This is a genomic window from Bacteroides sp. AF32-8BH, from assembly GCF_003435205.1.
In the GTDB taxonomy this organism is placed as follows: domain Bacteria; phylum Bacteroidota; class Bacteroidia; order Bacteroidales; family Bacteroidaceae; genus Bacteroides; species Bacteroides ovatus.
Genome location: NZ_QVLZ01000026.1, coordinates 5,460 through 23,252, shown reverse-complemented (window position 1 = coordinate 23,252; position 17,793 = coordinate 5,460). Strand labels below are relative to the sequence as shown.

Sequence of the window (17,793 nt, the reverse complement as noted above, 5' to 3'; positions counted from 1 at the left end):
AATGAATCACAATTGCTTTATGGCAAACATCATTCTAAAAAACGTGCTATTCATATCTCCATTTATTATATGAACTAATTATGATGAACTATTTATGAGTGAAAACCTAATCATATTTAACGCCCGTATCGTAACCCCCATCGGCTTTTCCGCCCGTAAAGGAGAGGAAATGTCTCAACTGCAAATCATAGAAAACGGAACCGTGGAAGTGACCAAAGGAATCATTACTTACGTTGGTGAAAACCGTGGTGAAGACCGGGATGGTTACTACCAGCACTATTGGCATTATAACGCTCGCGGACATTGCCTTTTACCCGGTTTCGTCGATTCCCATACCCATTTTGTATTTGGTGGAGAACGTTCCGAAGAATTCTCCTGGCGTCTGAAAGGCGAAAGCTATATGTCAATCATGGAGCGGGGAGGGGGAATTGCAAGTACCGTAAAAGCCACCCGGCAAATGAACTACCTTAAACTTCGTTCAGCCGCCGAAAGCTTCCTGAAGAAGATGAGTACTATGGGAGTAACCACCGTAGAAGGTAAAAGTGGCTATGGCCTGGACCGGGACACAGAATTACTACAACTAAAAGTAATGCGCAGCCTGAATAACGCTGAGCATAAACGCGTCGATATAGTCTCCACTTTCCTCGGCGCCCATGCCCTTCCCGAAGAATATGCAGGGAGAAGCGACGAATACATCGACTTCCTGATTCGTGAAATGCTTCCCCTTATCCATTCCGGTAAGTGGGCAGAATGTTGTGATGTCTTTTGCGAACAAGGTGTTTTTTCTATCGAACAATCCCGTCGCCTGCTTCAGGCAGCCAAGGAGCACGGTTTCATATTGAAACTCCATGCTGATGAAATCGTCTCCCTCGGTGGGGCCGAACTGGCAGCCGAACTGGGAGCACTATCTGCTGACCACCTCCTGCATGCTTCCGATGCCGGCATCCGTGCAATGGCTGATGCCGGAGTTGTGGCTACCCTGTTGCCTTTGACAGCTTTTGCCCTGAAAGAACCCTACGCACGAGGTCGTGAAATGATTGACGCCGGTTGTGCTGTGGCACTCGCTACCGACCTGAATCCCGGCAGTTGTTTCTCCGGTTCCATCCCGCTGACCATTGCTTTGGCCTGCATCTATATGCAAATGAGCATCGAAGAAACCATCACCGCCCTGACCCTGAACGGAGCCGCCGCCCTTCAACGAGCCGACCGTATTGGAAGTATCGAAGTTGGCAAACAAGGCGATTTCATCATTCTCAATTCCGACAACTATCATATTCTACCTTATTATATAGGCATGAACTGTGTAATCATGACTATTAAAGGCGGCATGTTATATCCCGTCGCTTAATAGTTACCCCACTCATTCATTAATCACTTAAAACTGAATACCATGTTAGCAGATTTAACCGTAAAAGATTTCTTAGATAAAGTAGCTTGCAGTGACCCTGTGCCCGGTGGTGGCAGTATTGCCGCTTTGAATGGAGCACTGGCTTCCGCGCTTTCCACGATGGTGGCACGGCTCACCGTAGGAAAAAAAGGATACGAAGCCAGTGAAGAAGTAATGCAACACGCACAAACAATCACACTCCGCTTACTGGACGAATTTATTGCACTTATTGATAAAGATTCCGCTGCCTACAACGAAGTCTTTGCCTGCTTCAAACTTCCTAAAACAACCGACGAAGAGAAAGCTGTCCGAAGTGCCGCCATTCAGGAAGCAACCAAACAAGCTGCCCTCGTCCCGTTAGAAGTAGCCCGCAAAGCACTGGATATGATGTCCGTCATAGCAGATGTTGCCCGTTTGGGTAACCGTAATGCCGTCACAGACGCCTGTGTAGCCATGATGTCTGCCCGTTCCGCCGTATTGGGAGCCTTGCTGAATGTTCGTATTAACCTCGGTTCGCTCAAAGACAGAGATTTTGTCCTCCAGCTGCAAACCGAAGCCGATGCCATCGAGCAAACCGCCTGTCAGAGAGAAAAAGAATTGTTGGATGCCGTAAATCAAGACCTGCGCGTATGAGTAAGAATGTATACCATATCGGTTCCGGAGCACTGACCTTCGAAATCATCGAACGAATTATAAACGAAAACCTGAAACTGGAACTAGCCCCCGAAGCCAAGTTACGCATCCAGAAATGCCGTGACTACCTCGACCAAAAAATAGCTTCTTCCGAAGAACCATTATACGGCATAACAACAGGTTTCGGCTCTCTATGCACTAAAAATATATCTCCCGATGAACTGGGAACCCTCCAGGAGAACTTGATAAAAAGCCATGCTTGCAGCGTAGGCGAAGAAATCCGCCCCGTCATCATCAAACTGATGATGCTTCTCAAAGCCCACGCCCTCTCATTGGGACATAGCGGCGTACAAGTTATCACCGTGCAACGCATCCTCGATTTTTTCAATAATGACGTCATGCCAATTGTCTACGACCGCGGTTCCCTTGGAGCCTCCGGCGACCTGGCACCGCTCGCCAATCTTTTCCTTCCTCTGATAGGTGTCGGTGATGTTTACTATAAAGGAAAAAAGTGCGAAGCCATCAGCGTACTCGACGAGTTTGGCTGGGAACCGGTCAAACTAATGAGCAAAGAAGGACTAGCCCTGCTGAACGGCACCCAATTTATGAGTGCCAACGGTGTGTTTGCTATGCTCAAAGCCTTTCGCCTCTCGAAAAAGGCCGACCTGATAGCCGCCCTTTCCCTCGAAGCCTTTGACGGCCGTATCGACCCGTTTATAGACTGCATCCAGCAAATCCGTCCCCATCAGGGACAGATTGAGACAGGCGAAGCCTTCCGCAAACTACTGGCAGGCAGCGAACTAATCGAACGCCACAAGGAACATGTGCAAGATCCCTATTCCTTCCGCTGCATCCCACAAGTACATGGCGCCACCAAAGATGCCATCCGCTACGTTGCCTCCGTACTGCTGACCGAAATCAATTCCGTCACGGACAACCCCACCATCTTCCCCGATGAAGACCGGATCATCTCCGGTGGAAACTTTCACGGGCAACCGCTTGCCATCTCTTATGACTTCCTCGCCATCGCCCTGGCCGAATTGGGAAATATCTCCGAACGCCGTGTCTCCCAACTGATTATGGGACTCCGTGGACTACCTGAATTTCTCGTAGCCAACCCCGGTCTGAACTCCGGCTTCATGATTCCCCAGTATGCCGCCGCCTCCATGGTCAGCCAGAATAAAATGTACTGCTATGCAGCTTCTAGCGATTCCATAGTCTCCTCCAACGGACAGGAAGACCATGTAAGCATGGGTGCCAATGCCGCCACCAAACTCTATAAAGTGATGGACAACCTGGAACATATCCTTGCCATCGAACTGATGAACGCCGCACAAGGCATCGACTTCCGCCGCCCGCAGAAAACCTCTCCCGTTCTTGAGCGTTTCCTCCATGCCTATCGGAAAGAAGTGCCTTTTGTAAAAGATGACATTGTGATGTACAAGGAAATACATAAAACAGTCGCCTTCCTGAAGAGGACACAGATTGAATACTGACAATAAATTGACCCTTTTTTGCTTTTCGTTAATAATGGTGACTGTTATTGCCGGGTAAGTGTCGATTCTTATCGATATTTATCCGGCATTTATTGGCTCCCATCTCTTCTATTAGCGATAAAACTTTACTTCCTATATTCCCTCCTTTTACCTTTCCTTTGTGTTTGTTCCAAATTTCCTATTAACACTTGTTTTCATTTCACTCTATTGAATGATAATAAATCCCAAATGGACTATAAATAGCTGGAAACTTAATTTGTTAATTGAGTTTTCTATATATCTTTGTTCCGTTTTTCCTTTGGAAATGAAGAGAAAACGAAAACTGCATTTTAATAAAATAGAAAAACGGATGATGACAGAGCATGGAAAGGACGCTTCCCAACGGGTAGAGTTAAGAGAACGGATCATAACGGCGGCAACAGAAGCTTTTACTTCAAAAGGCATCAAGAGTATTACAATGGATGACATTGCAGCAGCATTAGGAATTTCCAAACGTACGCTCTACGAAGTCTTTTCGGATAAAGAATCGTTGTTGAAAGAATGCATACTGAAGGCACAGGCAGACAGAGACAAGTATTTGCAGAAAGTCTTTGAACAGTCGCACAATGTGTTGGAAGTGATACTTGCAGTCTTTCAGAAAAGCATTGAGATGTTTCATCAGACGAACAAACGCTTTTTTGAAGACATTAAGAAATATCCCAAAGTATATGAGATGATGAAGAATCGGCAGGACAGCGATTCGATGAAAACCATGTCCTTCTTCAAAACAGGAGTAGAGCAGGGCATCTTTCGTTCGGATGTAAACTTCGCTATTGTCAATTTGCTGGTACGTGAGCAATTTGATGTGCTTTTGAATACGGACATCTGTAATGAATACCCTTTCATTGAAGTGTACGAATCCATCATGTTTACTTATATACGCGGTATCTCCACCGAAAAAGGAGCAAGGGTACTGGAAGACTTTATACAAGAATATCGCAAGAACCGCATCGAAGACTAGAGTAAAAGTGAGGTTCTATTGACAAACAATTAAGATTAAATTAGAAATTCAGTTTATGAACAAGATGAAAAGATTGACAGGTCGGAAGATCCTTCTGGTAGCTGTGGCATTCTGTGCATTTGGTTTTGCAAAGGCGCAGGACACGCAGACGGAGAAGAATACCCTAACCTTAACCTTAGACAAAGCCTTGGAAATTGCATTGGATGAGAATCCGACAATGAAAGTGGCAGCGGAAGAAATCGCCTTAAAGAGAGTTGCCAGCAAGGAAGCCTGGCAAAGTCTGTTGCCGGAGGCCAGCATTGCCGGTTCCTTAGACCATACAATTAAAGCGGCTGAAATGAAATTGAACGATATGTCGTTCAAGATGGGGCAAGACGGTTCGAACACCGCCAATGCCGGGTTGAGTATTAACCTGCCACTCTTTGTGCCGGGTGTTTACCGTGCTATGTCGATGACAAAGACGGATATTGAACTGGCAGTAGAGAAGTCACGTGCTTCCAAACTGGATCTGGTGAATCAGGTAAGCAAGGCTTATTATCAGTTAATGCTTGCACAGGATAGCTATGAAGTGCTTCAAGGCAGCTATAAACTGGCAGAAGATAATTACAATGTAGTGAATGCCAAATATCAGCAGGGAACTGTGAGCGAATATGACAAGATCAGTGCGGAAGTACAGATGCGCAGCATTAAGCCGAACCTGATTGCGGCAGCCAATGCGGTGACTTTGGCTAAATTACAGTTAAAAGTTCTGATGGGCATCACTGCCGATGTGGAGATAAAGATTAATGATAATCTGACCAACTATGAGACGACCATGTTTGCCAATCAGTTGAAAGAAGAGAATGTGAATCTGAACAACAATACCACCATGAAGCAGTTGGACTTGAACATGAAGTTGCTCGAAAAGAATGTAAAGTCTTTAAAGACGAACTTTATGCCGACTCTTTCCATGAGCTTCTCCTATCAATATCAGTCATTGTATAATCCGAATATCAATTTCTTCGATTATAACTGGAGCAACAGTTCCAGCCTGATGTTCAATATCAGCATACCTTTATATAAGGCAAGCAATTTTACGAAAGTGAAATCTGCCCGTATCCAGATGCGCCAGCTCGATTGGAATCGTATCGATACGGAAAGACAGTTGAATATGCAGATTGTCAGTTGTCGCAATAATATGAGTGCCAGCACAGAGCAGGTAGTCAGCAACAAGGAAAATGTGATGCAGGCAAAGAAAGCGGTGGTGATTGCCGAAAAACGTTATGATGTAGGTAAGGGCACGGTGCTCGAACTGAACAGTTCCCAAGTGTCACTGACACAGGCGCAACTCACCTACAATCAGTCCATATACGATTACCTGGTTGCTAAGGCAGACCTCGATCAGGTTCTGGGAAAAGAATAAAGATAGACAACTAAAAAATTACAAGTAAGGAATATGAAAAGAAGTATCCAATTGGTAGCCCTGCTGTTAACTGTGTTTATGGGCTCATGTACAGGTGGAAAAGACAAAGCTGCTGCGGAACATGTGGACGCAAAGCCTATTGTGAAGCTGGCAGACGTAAAAGCCCGCCCCGTAGATCAAATACAGGATTACACAGCAACGGTGGAAGCCGAAGTAAAGAATAATATTGCGCCTTCGTCTCCCGTACGTATCGATCAGATTTTCGTAGAAGTGGGCGACCGCGTATCCAAAGGACAGAAACTTGTGCAGATGGATGCAGCCAACCTGAAACAGACGAAGCTGCAACTAGATAATCAGGAAATAGAATTCAACCGTATCGACGAATTATATAAAGTGGGCGGTGCGTCCAAATCAGAGTGGGATGCTTCGAAGATGCAACTCGATGTGAAGAAAACCGCTTATAAGAATCTGCTGGAGAATACCTCTTTGCAAAGCCCTATCAATGGTGTAGTCACTGCGCGCAACTATGATAATGGCGATATGTACAGTGGTGGAGAACCGGTTCTGGTAGTAGAACAGATCACTCCCGTGAAACTCCTGATTAACGTGTCTGAAACCTACTTCACGAAAGTGAAAAAAGGTACTCCTGTCGACGTGAAACTCGATGTATATGGTGATGAAGTCTTTACAGGAACCATCAACCTGATTTACCCTACCATAGATGCTACTACCCGTACATTCCAGGTGGAGATCAGACTGGATAATAAAGACCAGCGTGTGCGTCCGGGAATGTTTGCCCGTGCGACATTGAACTTCGGTACAGCAGAAAACGTAGTTGTTCCTGATTTGGCTATCGTTAAGCAGGCAGGTTCCGGCGACCGTTATGTATTCGTTTATAAAGACGGTAAAGTATCTTATAATAAGGTTGAACTGGGTAGACGCATGGGTACGGAGTACGAGTTGAAATCCGGTGTGCCCGATAACTCACAGGTTGTAGTTGCCGGACAGTCACGTTTGGTGAACGGTATGGAAGTAGAGGTGGAAGCCTCTTCTCAACTTTCTTCCAAATGAGAGATGTACAGTACCTTTCTCCCAATGCTTTTATTAATTAACCTGATTTCAAAACGATCTTCCGGCTTCCTCTTCTTGGGAGAGGAGCGGGGAGAGGCTTTTAAATAAAACAACATGAGTTTATACGAAGGTGCGGTTAAGAAACCGATTATGACCTCCCTCTGCTTTCTGGCAGTGGTGATTTTTGGTCTTTTCTCTTTGTCCAAGTTACCTATCGACTTGTATCCGGACATTGACACGAATACAATCATGGTAATGACCGCTTATCCCGGAGCAAGTGCTTCGGATATAGAAAATAATGTGACTCGCCCGCTCGAAAATACGTTGAATGCGGTGAGCAACCTGAAACATATCACCTCCCGTTCTTCCGAGAATATGTCATTAATTACATTGGAGTTCGAGTTTGGTAACGATATTGACGTTCTCACCAATGATGTGCGCGATAAACTCGACATGGTAAGCTCACAGCTTCCCGATGATGTCGAGAATCCGATCATCTTCAAATTTAGTACGGACATGATTCCGATCGTGTTGCTTTCCGTACAGGCCAATGAGAGTCAGTCAGCGCTTTATAAGATATTGGACGACCGTGTGGTAAATCCGCTGGCACGTATTCCGGGAGTCGGAACCGTCTCCATCAGTGGTGCACCGCAACGTGAGATTCAGGTATATTGCGACCCCAACAAACTGGAAGCCTATCACCTGACTATTGAAACAATCAGCTCCATTATCGGAGCCGAGAATAAGAACATTCCCGGTGGTAACTTCGATATTGGTAGCGAAACCTATGCACTGCGTGTAGAAGGTGAGTTTGATGATTCCCGTCAGTTGGCAGATGTAGTGGTGGGTACACACAATGGGGCGAATGTCTTTTTGCGTGATGTAGCCCGTATTGTCGATACCGTGGAAGAACGTGCACAGGAAACCTATAATAATGGTGTGCAAGGTGCTATGATTGTAGTTCAGAAACAGTCGGGAGCCAATTCGGTAGAAATCTCCAAGAAAGTGGCCGACGCGCTGCCGAGGCTTCAAAAGAACCTGCCGAGCGACGTGAAGATTGGTGTCATTGTCGATACCTCGGACAACATTTTGAACACCATCGACAGTTTGACGGAAACCGTTGTTTATGCCTTGCTCTTTGTTGTCATCGTCGTGTTCCTCTTCCTGGGACGTTGGCGTGCGACGCTGATTATCTGTATCACTATTCCGCTTTCGTTGATTGCTTCGTTCATTTACTTGGCGATTAGTGGAAATACGATTAATATTATTTCGCTTTCGTCACTTTCTATTGCTATCGGTATGGTGGTGGATGATGCGATTGTGGTACTTGAAAACGTAACGACCCATATCGAGCGTGGCTCCGATCCGAAACAGGCAGCCGTGCACGGAACAAATGAGGTGGCAATCTCTGTAATTGCTTCTACGTTGACCATGATTGCCGTGTTCTTCCCGTTGACGATGGTAAGCGGTATGTCCGGTGTGCTTTTCAAACAGTTGGGTTGGATGATGTGTGCCATCATGTTTATTTCTACGGTCGCCGCACTATCTTTGACTCCGATGCTCTGTTCTCAGTTACTTCGCTTGCAGAAGAAACCATCGAAAATGTTCAAGCTCTTCTTTACTCCGATTGAGAAAGCGCTCGACGGACTTGATACTTGGTATGCGAAGATGTTGAACTGGGCTGTACGTCATCGTCCGATTGTGATTGTGGGATGTATTGCTTTCTTCGTTGTCAGTTTGCTGTGTGCAAAGGGCATCGGTACGGAGTTCTTCCCGGCACAGGATAATGCCCGTATTGCCGTACAGTTGGAACTTCCAATCGGTACACGAAAAGAGATAGCGCAGGAATTATCTCAGAAGTTAACCAACCAATGGCTGACGAAGTATAAAGACATAATGAAAGTCTGTAACTATACAGTCGGTCAGGCTGATTCTGACAACACTTGGGCATCCATGCAGGACAATGGCTCACATATAATCTCGTTCAACATCAGTTTGGTAGACCCGGGTGATCGTGACATCACTTTGGAAGCAGTCTGTGATGAGATGCGTGAAGATTTGAAAGCCTATCCGGAATTCAGTAAAGCACAGGTAATCCTCGGAGGTAGTAACACGGGTATGTCCGCGCAGGCAAGTGCCGACTTTGAGGTTTACGGATACGATATGACAGTAACCGATAGCGTAGCAGCCCGTCTGAAACGTGAATTATTGAAAGTAAAAGGCGTGACCGAGGTAAATATCAGCCGTAGTGACTACCAACCGGAATACCAGGTAGACTTCGACCGTGAAAAACTGGCGATGCATGGCTTGAATCTTTCAACTGCTGGTAACTATCTGCGTAACCGTGTCAATGGTGCGGTAGCATCTAAATATCGTGAGGACGGAGATGAATATGATATCAAAGTGCGTTACGCACCTGAATACCGTACAAGCCTGGAGAGTCTCGAAAATATCCTCATTTACAATGCACAGGGACAATCCGTTCGTGTGAAAGACGTCGGAAAGGTAGTCGAACGTTTTGCACCTCCTACCATCGAACGTAAAGACCGCGAACGTATCGTGACCGTTTCCGCTGTAATCTCCGGAGCTCCGCTGGGCGACGTAGTGGCTGCCGGAAATAAGGTGATAGATAAAATGGATCTTCCGGGAGAAGTCACCATCCAGATTTCCGGTTCGTACGAAGATCAGCAGGATTCATTCCGCGATTTGGGAACACTTGCCATCCTGATTGTTGTTCTGGTATTTATCGTGATGGCAGCGCAGTTCGAGTCACTGACTTATCCGTTTATCATCATGTTCTCCCTGCCGTTTGCGTTTAGTGGTGTCTTGATGGCACTATTCTTTACGAACAGCACATTGAGTGTCATGAGTTTATTGGGAGGTATCATGTTGATTGGTATTGTGGTGAAGAACGGTATTGTGCTTATTGACTACATTACCCTTTGTCGAGAACGTGGATTGGCTGTTTTGAACTCTGTGGTAACAGCAGGTAAGAGCCGTCTTCGTCCGGTACTGATGACCACCGCTACTACCGTTCTCGGTATGATTCCGATGGCTATCGGTGGCGGTCAAGGTTCGGAAATGTGGAGTCCGATGGCAATTGCCGTAATCGGTGGTTTGACGATATCTACTGTTTTGACATTGATTTTGATTCCTACTCTATATTGTGTATTCGCGGGAACTGGTATCAAGAACCGTCGTCGTAAACTCCGCCGTCAACGTGAATTGGACGTTTATTTCCAGGCGAATAAAGATAACATTATTAAGAAATAACAGAAAAGAAATATGAAATCAGTATTGATAACATTCGACCAGGCTTATTACGAACGAATCATGGCGTTGCTCGACCGTTTGGGTTGTCGTGGCTTTACATACCTTGAAAAAGTACAGGGACGTGGTTCGAAAACAGGCGATCCGCATTTCGGAAGCCATGCCTGGCCAAGTATGTGCTCGGCTATCCTGACAGTGGTAGAAGATAACAAAGTCGATTCATTGCTCGACACCTTGCATAAAATGGATTTGCAGACGGAACAATTAGGTTTGCGTGCATTTGTGTGGAACATTGAACGGACCATTTAAATGTGATCCGGTAGATAGATAAAAAGGAAAGGAGAATCTAATAAATAATGTAGATTCTCCTTTCTTTTTGTGGCTTTTGTCTATCTTTGCGGTCGTTTGGGATTTTAGAAACATTATGGAGATAATAAAGAATTATTTGAAATATTCGTTGTGGTTCGTACTGATTGTATTTGCAGCCTTACTCGGGCTTCATTGGCTTCCGGTACTGACCATTGACGGGCACACGATGAGGCGTGTAGACCTTTTGAGCGACCTTCGTTATCCGGAATCGGAGATTGCCACAGCTGATTCGGACAGTATCCCTTTGCCTCCAGTTGTAAAGCCGGTCTTTGTAGATACTTGTCGTGCAGGTATGACTTGCATTGAAGATTACAGTGATTCCACTCTCCGGGGGATGGCTCCTTTTTATGAAGCACTCAATCGTATCTCTTCCAGTGATTCAGATGACTCTGATGACAAACAGGTACGCATTGCCGTATTCGGAGACTCTTTTATCGAAGCGGATATATTTACAGCCGACTTGCGCGAAATGCTTCAGAAACAATTCGGCGGTTGTGGTGTAGGTTTTGTTACCATCACTTCCATGACAAGCGGTTACCGTCCTACGGTACGGCATACATTTGGCGGATGGTCCAGCCATGCAGTAACAGACAGTATCTATTTCGATAAGAAGAAACAAGGCATTTCCGGACACTATTTTGTCCCCCGGAACGGAGCTTATGTAGAACTACGCGGACAAAATAAATACGCCTCCCTGCTCGATACTTGCCAACGTGCTTCTATCTTCTTCTATAATAAAGATTCCGTTCTTCTTTCTGCCCGTGTGAACAAAGGAGAAAGCAAGAATTACTCTTTAGGCCCTTCTGATGGATTACAACAAGTTCAGGTGGACGGACGCATCGGTTCTATCCGTTGGACAGTAGATCGTGCGGACTCTGCCCTGTTCTATGGCTTGGCAATGGATGGAAAGAAAGGAATCATTCTCGATAACTTCTCGTTGCGTGGCAGTTCCGGTCTTTCCCTGCGCGGTATTCCGGTACAAACGTTGAAGCAGTTTAACCGCCAGCGTCCTTACGACCTGATTATCCTCGAATATGGATTGAATGTAGCTACCGAACGGGGACGCAATTATGATAATTACCAGAAAGGATTGATTACAGCTATCGAGCATCTGAAAGAATGTTTCCCACAAGCCGGAATTCTGTTATTGAGCGTTGGCGACCGTGATTATAAGAACGAAAACGGCGAACTCCGTACCATGCCCGGTGTTAAGAATCTGATTCGTTATCAGCAGAACATTGCTGCTGAAAGCGGTATTGCATTCTGGAATATGTTTGAAGCAATGGGCGGAGAAGGCAGTATGGCAAAACTCGTCCATGCCAAACCCTCTATGGCAAACTACGATTATACGCATATAAACTTCCGTGGCGGTAAGCATTTGGCTGGATTGCTTTATGAAACCATGATCTATGGTAAGGAACAATACGACAGGAGGCGTGCTTATGAGAAAGAGTAACCTGCTGTCCATCTTTATTCTCATTCTCGCCGGTATGTTGAGTGTCCCTTGTTTTCTTACAGAAACAATCGCGCAAGACCGTATGCCTGTATGCTCTCCATTGGGAAAGACTGCAAAGCGGATAAAGCCTTTACGGGAAATGAACTGGGCGAATGATACGATCAACGTACAAGTAGCCTTCCCTGCTGCTTTTCGCGAAACCGGACGGAATGAGATTATTGACAGCATTGCTCTGCTGGCTCCCGTCTTTGAACATCTCCGCCAGGTACGTGCCGGACTCTCCGAAGATACAGTCCGCATCGTTCATATTGGCGATAGCCACGTGCGTGGACATATCTATCCCCAAACCACCGGTGCCCGTTTGGCAGAAACCTTTGGTGCCATTTCTTATATTGATAAAGGCGTCAACGGAGCTACTTGCCTAACATTTACCCATCCGGATCGTATTACCGAAATCGCTGCCTTGAAACCCGAATTGCTGATTCTCTCTTTCGGAACCAATGAAAGCCATAACCGGCGTTATAATATAAATGTGCACTACAATCAGATGGATGAACTTGTGAAACTGTTGCGCGACAGTCTTCCTAACATCCCCATTCTTCTGACTACCCCTCCCGGTTCCTATGAAAGTTTCCGGCAACGGAGGCGTAGACGCACGTATGCCATCAATCCCCGTACGGCAACAGCAGCGGAAACTATCCGCCGTTATGCCAAAGACCATCGCCTGCTCGTGTGGGATATGTATGATGTAGTCGGAGGGAAGCGTCGTGCCTGCACCAACTGGACGGAGGCAAACCTGATGCGTCCCGATCATGTACATTATTTACCTGAAGGATACATCCTGCAAGGAAATTTATTATACCAAGCACTTATACAAGCATATAATGACTATGTTTCCCATTGATATAGATTTCAGTAGACTAAAAGAGGTACTTACCTACGATCCGCAAGCCCCGATGATATTCAGCAGCGGTATCTTCCTTTGGCTGTTCGCTGCTTTCATGGTAGTGTATGTGTTGTTACAACGTAAATACACTGCCCGCATCTTGTTTGTCACCCTCTTTTCCTATTATTTCTACTACAAGAGTAGCGGCACATACTTCTTTCTGCTTGCTATAGTCACCGTTGCCGACTTCTTTCTTGCACAGCTAATGGATCGTGCAGAAGGGTATTGGAAACGTAAAGGATTAGTAGTTTTGAGTCTGAGTATCAATCTGGGACTTCTTGTCTATTTCAAATATACCAATTTCCTGGGTGGAGTGATAGCGTCATTGATGGGAGGAGAGTTTACCGCCCTTGATATATTCCTGCCGGTCGGTATCTCTTTCTTTACTTTCCAGTCGCTAAGCTACACCATCGACGTTTACCGGAGGGACATAAAGCCATTGACGAATCTTTTGGACTATGCTTTCTACGTATCTTTCTTCCCCCAGTTGGTGGCAGGACCTATCGTGCGTGCCCGCGATTTTATCCCGCAAATCCGGAAACCTCTCTTTGTTTCGCAGGAGATGTTCGGCCGCGGAATCTTCCTGATCGTATCCGGTCTTTTCAAGAAAGCCATTATCTCCGACTATATCAGCATCAACTTTGTAGAACGTATTTTTGATAATCCTACTCTCTATTCGGGTGTTGAGAATCTGATGGGAGTGTATGGTTATGCTTTACAGATTTACTGCGACTTTTCCGGATATAGTGACATGGCTATCGGTATCGCTTTATTGTTGGGCTTTCATTTTAATCTCAACTTTAATTCTCCTTATAAGTCTGCCTCCATTACCGAATTCTGGCGTCGTTGGCACATCTCTTTGTCCAGTTGGCTGCGGGATTATCTGTATATTTCTTTAGGAGGAAACCGAAAAGGTAAGTTCCGGCAATATCTGAATCTTATCATTACCATGTTTCTGGGTGGATTATGGCATGGCGCATCTTGGAACTTCGTTCTTTGGGGAACCTTCCACGGAGTTGCTTTAGCATTGCATAAAATGTGGATGACCATCACCGGGCGTAAGAAAGGAGAACAAAGTCATGGTTGGCGGCGTGTATTCGGAGTGGTTATTACTTTCCATTTTGTCTGCTTCTGCTGGATTTTCTTCCGTAATGCCGATTTTCAGAACTCAATGGATATGCTGGGACAGATATTCACTACTTTCCGTCCGCAACTGTTCCCACAGTTACTTGAAGGATATTGGAAAGTATTCGCATTAATGTTGCTCGGCTTCCTGCTTCATTTTGCTCCCGATAGCTGGGAAAATGCAGCTTGCCGGGGAGTGATCCGTCTACCGTTCGTAGGAAAAGCAGTGTTGATGATAGCTTTGATTTACCTTGTTATTCAGATGAAGAGTTCGGAGATTCAGCCGTTTATCTATTTCCAGTTCTGATCCGCCTTCTTTTTAATATCCGGTTGAAGCCGTAATTGGAATATTTTTCCTTTCTTTGTGAAAGGAAAATATAAACATTCTGCTTTATGGAAAACTCTTTCAGTTATCAGCCGGCAGCTGATCGTTACGAACAGATGCCTTATACATATTGTGGCAAGAGTGGCTTGCAGTTACCTCTAATCTCTTTGGGATTGTGGCATAATTTCGGTAGTGTGGACAATTTCAATGTAGCAACCGACATGATTAAGTATGCTTTCGATCACGGTGTTACTCATTTTGACTTGGCAAATAATTACGGTCCTGCTCCCGGAAGTGCCGAAGTAAATTTCGGACGAATCTTGAAAGAGAACTTTCAAGGCTACCGGGATGAAATGATTATCTCTTCCAAGGCCGGTCATGACATGTGGGCAGGTCCTTATGGCGGAAATAGCTCTCGAAAAAATCTGATGGCGAGCATTGACCAAAGTCTCTGCCGGACAGGTTTGGAGTATTTTGATATCTTTTATAGTCATCGTTATGACGGAGTCACTCCAGTTGAAGAAACCATTCAGACATTGATTGATATTGTGAAGCAAGGTAAAGCATTGTATATCGGAATTTCTAAATATCCTCCCGAACAAGCCCGTGTTGCCTATGAGATGATGGCAAAAGCCGGTGTTCCCTGTCTTATCAGCCAATATCGATATAGTATGTTCGATCGTGCGGTTGAGGCTGAATCACTTCCTTTAGCAGCGGAGTACGGTTCCGGCTTCATAGCTTTCTCTCCTTTGGCACAAGGATTATTGACCGATAAATATCTGAACGGCATTCCGGAAGGTTCCCGTGCTGCCCGTTCTTCGGGTTTTCTTCAACAATCTCAAGTGACGCATGAAAAGGTAGAAGCTGCCCGTCAATTAAATGAAATAGCCCGCCGCCGTGGGCAAACGCTGGCTGAAATGGCTTTGGCATGGGTGCTGAAAGACGAAAGAATGACATCAGTGATTGTAGGTGCAAGTTCTGTGAATCAGTTAGCCGACAATTTGAAAGCGCTGGAACATTTGGAGTTCACGGCAGACGAGTTGAAAGAAATAGAGCAAATTTTACCCGGATAAATTCAGCCTGATTCATAAGGAGGTGTCGTATTTACAATTTGAATTCAGCAGTCTCCGCTGAATTCAGCTTCTGCAAATGTTTTTTCATATTCATTTCTCATGTTCTCATAAATGATATGATAATAGTTTGTAAATCAATGATATAATACTATGAGAAATGAACTGTGAAATGGCATTTCTCATAGTATTTCCATCATTTACCCCTAAAAAAGATGCATTTTTCATAGGTTTCAAATCATTTCTCATCTTATTCTCATACTCCTTCTTATTTGTTTTGCTCATTTCTCATACATGATGGCTGCAGCTTTTCCCGGACTCTCGCCGGACTTACGATTATTCCTTTCCCTATGTCGTTTATTAATCAACTTCCTATTGTTTACTGCTTTCCTGTGTATCATTCACCTTATATCTTACTGTTTTCCCTTACTCACTGCTATTTCTTCCTGCTACTATCTGTATCATTGCACTCGAGTGAACAGATCGTTCCACTCTAGTGGACGGTTCTTTCTACTCTAGTGCACAGGCCTGTCCACTGGAGTGGAACGATATAGATGCCGGTAGAAAAATATGCGGATACCTGCTCTATATACTTCCAATAAGCACTGATGATATATTGTAAATAGGTGCATGGTCTGGTATTCAACTTGGTCTTTAGCTTAGGATCTAGCTTGAGAATTTATAGGATAAATAGTCAAAATACTATGAGAAATACCTTGATAAGTTATGAAATAGGTTGTTTTATGTACAAAATGCGGGTCATACTATGAGAAATGCCGTTTTGTATTTTTATTCTCATTGTGTTATATTGTTGATTTACAGAAAATTATTGTGCATGTTATGGAATATGAGAAATGAAAATGAGAAATTGTTTCTAGTAGGATATTGGGTTTGTGTTTTTTATGCGATATAGACTGAATTAATTGATCTATCATGTTTTTCCTGTCAAAATTGTTTGTTTAATAGATATTTATTTCTACTTTTGTGATAACTTACTTTCGAGCGAAGGAAGTAGTTTTTTAATAATTTTATTGAGAACGGTTATTTGTTACATTCATATATAAAATCCGCTAAATTTTAACTTTCGTGAATGGAATGAATGACAGGTCTCACGCACTATTGTCTGTATAACCTTGTTATATATCCAATTGGGCGTGGGGCTATCATTCATGTTCACGAAAGGGGTCTTAGCGGATACCTATATATGGCATGAATAGATAGTTTCCACGCTCTCTTTTTTTATAACCCTCGCACCACCGGGAACTGATGCGGTAATAAACGCAACCTATGTACGGAGACTTTAATCGAATTGTTGTTCAGCTGACTCAGCATCCTGTTATGTACAAACCCCTCTCGGATTTAACCTATACGGAATGTGAACTAGCCTATGCTTTGATACGGGAGTTGATTGATTTGTCAATCGAAGGGGATTATACTTTATTGGACTATATCCAAATGGCCCGGCTGGAATACTATCTGGGTAAACTGTCTTGTAAGATAAGCTGTAGTAGGGAGGAGACTGCCCTTCATTATGCGGGCGCCCTTCATCTGTTAGAAAAAGGCGGCTTTGATTTGGGCATAAAGAAGTGGGTTGAACTTGTCAGCCTGCGAATAGAGAACTCTAAAAAAGAATGACATTCTGATTTTATAGTTAGAATCTGATTAGTACCCACTCTGTATTTATCCGATCTATACCTATGGAATAGTCAACCGTTAGACCGCTTAGAAAAAGTATTCTGACGGTTGATTCTAAATCCTCTTGCTTTTTTCTAATATCTATTTTCTTGTAGTTTTCTTTTTCGTCTTTTTCTTTTCATTCTCTTTTCACGCCTTCACTCGCCCGCGTGTGATATAATAATGTGTATCCCTCTCGTCGTTTCCGCGCACAATTTCCCTATACATAAAAAATATGTTCTACAACATCGTTATGCGTCAGCACTTTAGCAAATGTATTCAAAAATAATTAGAAAAAATAGTTTGATATATTTGGAGTATATATCAAAAGGGCGTACTTTTGCACCCGCTTTCCAAGAGAAGAAAGCCTTGACAAATTGACTTAGTGAAAAAGTGGAATCCCACTTAAAGAAAAGAACAAAAAACTTCCGAAAAAGTTTGGATTATAATAACTAAAGTTCTTATCTTTGCAGTCCGATTCGCAAAGAAAATTGGCAAGAGTTATTCTTTCATACCTTCTTTCCCTTTCGCATAGAGAGCCAGAGAAACCAGCGTAAAAAGAAAAACTA

Annotated in this window: 14 protein-coding genes; 13 read left to right on the top strand and 1 reads right to left on the bottom strand. The window is 44.2% G+C overall.

All coding sequences use genetic code 11. The features are described 5' to 3' along the window. Window positions 1–94 precede the first annotated feature (94 nt). From hutI to DWZ47_RS18060, 13 genes are all read left to right on the top strand, one after another. Window positions 95–1,348, top strand: coding sequence for an imidazolonepropionase (gene hutI / locus DWZ47_RS18120; RefSeq protein ID WP_004310874.1), 1,254 nt, complete (start codon window positions 95–97; stop codon window positions 1,346–1,348). Between the two features lie 42 nt (window positions 1,349–1,390). Beyond that, complete coding sequence (locus DWZ47_RS18115; protein ID WP_004310872.1) at window positions 1,391–2,020, top strand: cyclodeaminase/cyclohydrolase family protein; 630 nt, start codon at window positions 1,391–1,393, stop codon at window positions 2,018–2,020. Then, on the top strand, window positions 2,017–3,516 hold the full coding sequence (gene hutH / locus DWZ47_RS18110; protein ID WP_117514043.1) for a histidine ammonia-lyase: 1,500 nt from the start codon (window positions 2,017–2,019) through the stop codon (window positions 3,514–3,516). Before DWZ47_RS18115 ends, hutH begins: the two co-directional genes overlap by 4 nt. A gap of 349 nt (window positions 3,517–3,865) precedes the next feature. Then, window positions 3,866–4,516 carry a TetR/AcrR family transcriptional regulator gene (locus DWZ47_RS18105; protein WP_004323670.1) on the top strand — a complete coding sequence of 217 codons (651 nt, stop codon included), beginning with the start codon at window positions 3,866–3,868 and terminating at the stop codon, window positions 4,514–4,516. A gap of 55 nt (window positions 4,517–4,571) precedes the next feature. Further along, window positions 4,572–5,918, top strand: coding sequence for a TolC family protein (locus DWZ47_RS18100; RefSeq protein ID WP_004310868.1), 1,347 nt, complete (start codon window positions 4,572–4,574; stop codon window positions 5,916–5,918). Between the two features lie 33 nt (window positions 5,919–5,951). Next, window positions 5,952–6,989, top strand: a complete 1,038-nt coding sequence (locus DWZ47_RS18095; protein ID WP_004307515.1) for an efflux RND transporter periplasmic adaptor subunit — start codon at window positions 5,952–5,954, stop codon at window positions 6,987–6,989. Window positions 6,990–7,103: 114 nt separating this feature from the next. Then, window positions 7,104–10,262: an efflux RND transporter permease subunit gene (locus DWZ47_RS18090; protein WP_004310863.1), complete on the top strand. Its 3,159-nt coding sequence runs from the start codon at window positions 7,104–7,106 to the stop codon at window positions 10,260–10,262. Between the two features lie 12 nt (window positions 10,263–10,274). Continuing rightward, window positions 10,275–10,568, top strand: coding sequence for a PG0541 family transporter-associated protein (locus DWZ47_RS18085; protein WP_004307513.1), 294 nt, complete (start codon window positions 10,275–10,277; stop codon window positions 10,566–10,568). Window positions 10,569–10,683: 115 nt separating this feature from the next. Then, the gene (locus DWZ47_RS18080) at window positions 10,684–12,084 is read left to right on the top strand and encodes an SGNH/GDSL hydrolase family protein (RefSeq protein WP_004310861.1); all 1,401 of its coding nucleotides are present in this window, start codon (window positions 10,684–10,686) and stop codon (window positions 12,082–12,084) included. Next, on the top strand, window positions 12,071–12,988 hold the full coding sequence (locus tag DWZ47_RS18075) for an SGNH/GDSL hydrolase family protein (protein ID WP_008646306.1): 918 nt from the start codon (window positions 12,071–12,073) through the stop codon (window positions 12,986–12,988). The genes DWZ47_RS18080 and DWZ47_RS18075 overlap by 14 nt, the downstream gene beginning before the upstream one ends. Then, window positions 12,975–14,462 (top strand): MBOAT family O-acyltransferase, encoded by a 1,488-nt coding sequence (locus tag DWZ47_RS18070; RefSeq protein WP_004307510.1) that lies wholly within the window; start codon window positions 12,975–12,977, stop codon window positions 14,460–14,462. The genes DWZ47_RS18075 and DWZ47_RS18070 overlap by 14 nt, the downstream gene beginning before the upstream one ends. An 86-nt stretch (window positions 14,463–14,548) precedes the next feature. After that, window positions 14,549–15,553: an aldo/keto reductase gene (locus DWZ47_RS18065; protein ID WP_004307509.1), complete on the top strand. Its 1,005-nt coding sequence runs from the start codon at window positions 14,549–14,551 to the stop codon at window positions 15,551–15,553. 1,284 nt (window positions 15,554–16,837) lie between these two features. After that, window positions 16,838–17,185, top strand: a complete 348-nt coding sequence (locus tag DWZ47_RS18060; protein ID WP_004307507.1) for a hypothetical protein — start codon at window positions 16,838–16,840, stop codon at window positions 17,183–17,185. A 421-nt stretch (window positions 17,186–17,606) separates the two neighbouring features. Here DWZ47_RS18060 and DWZ47_RS31055 read toward each other — a convergent pair. Next, the coding region (locus tag DWZ47_RS31055; protein ID WP_394815354.1) for a hypothetical protein at window positions 17,607–17,793 on the bottom strand (187 nt) is incomplete at its 5' end.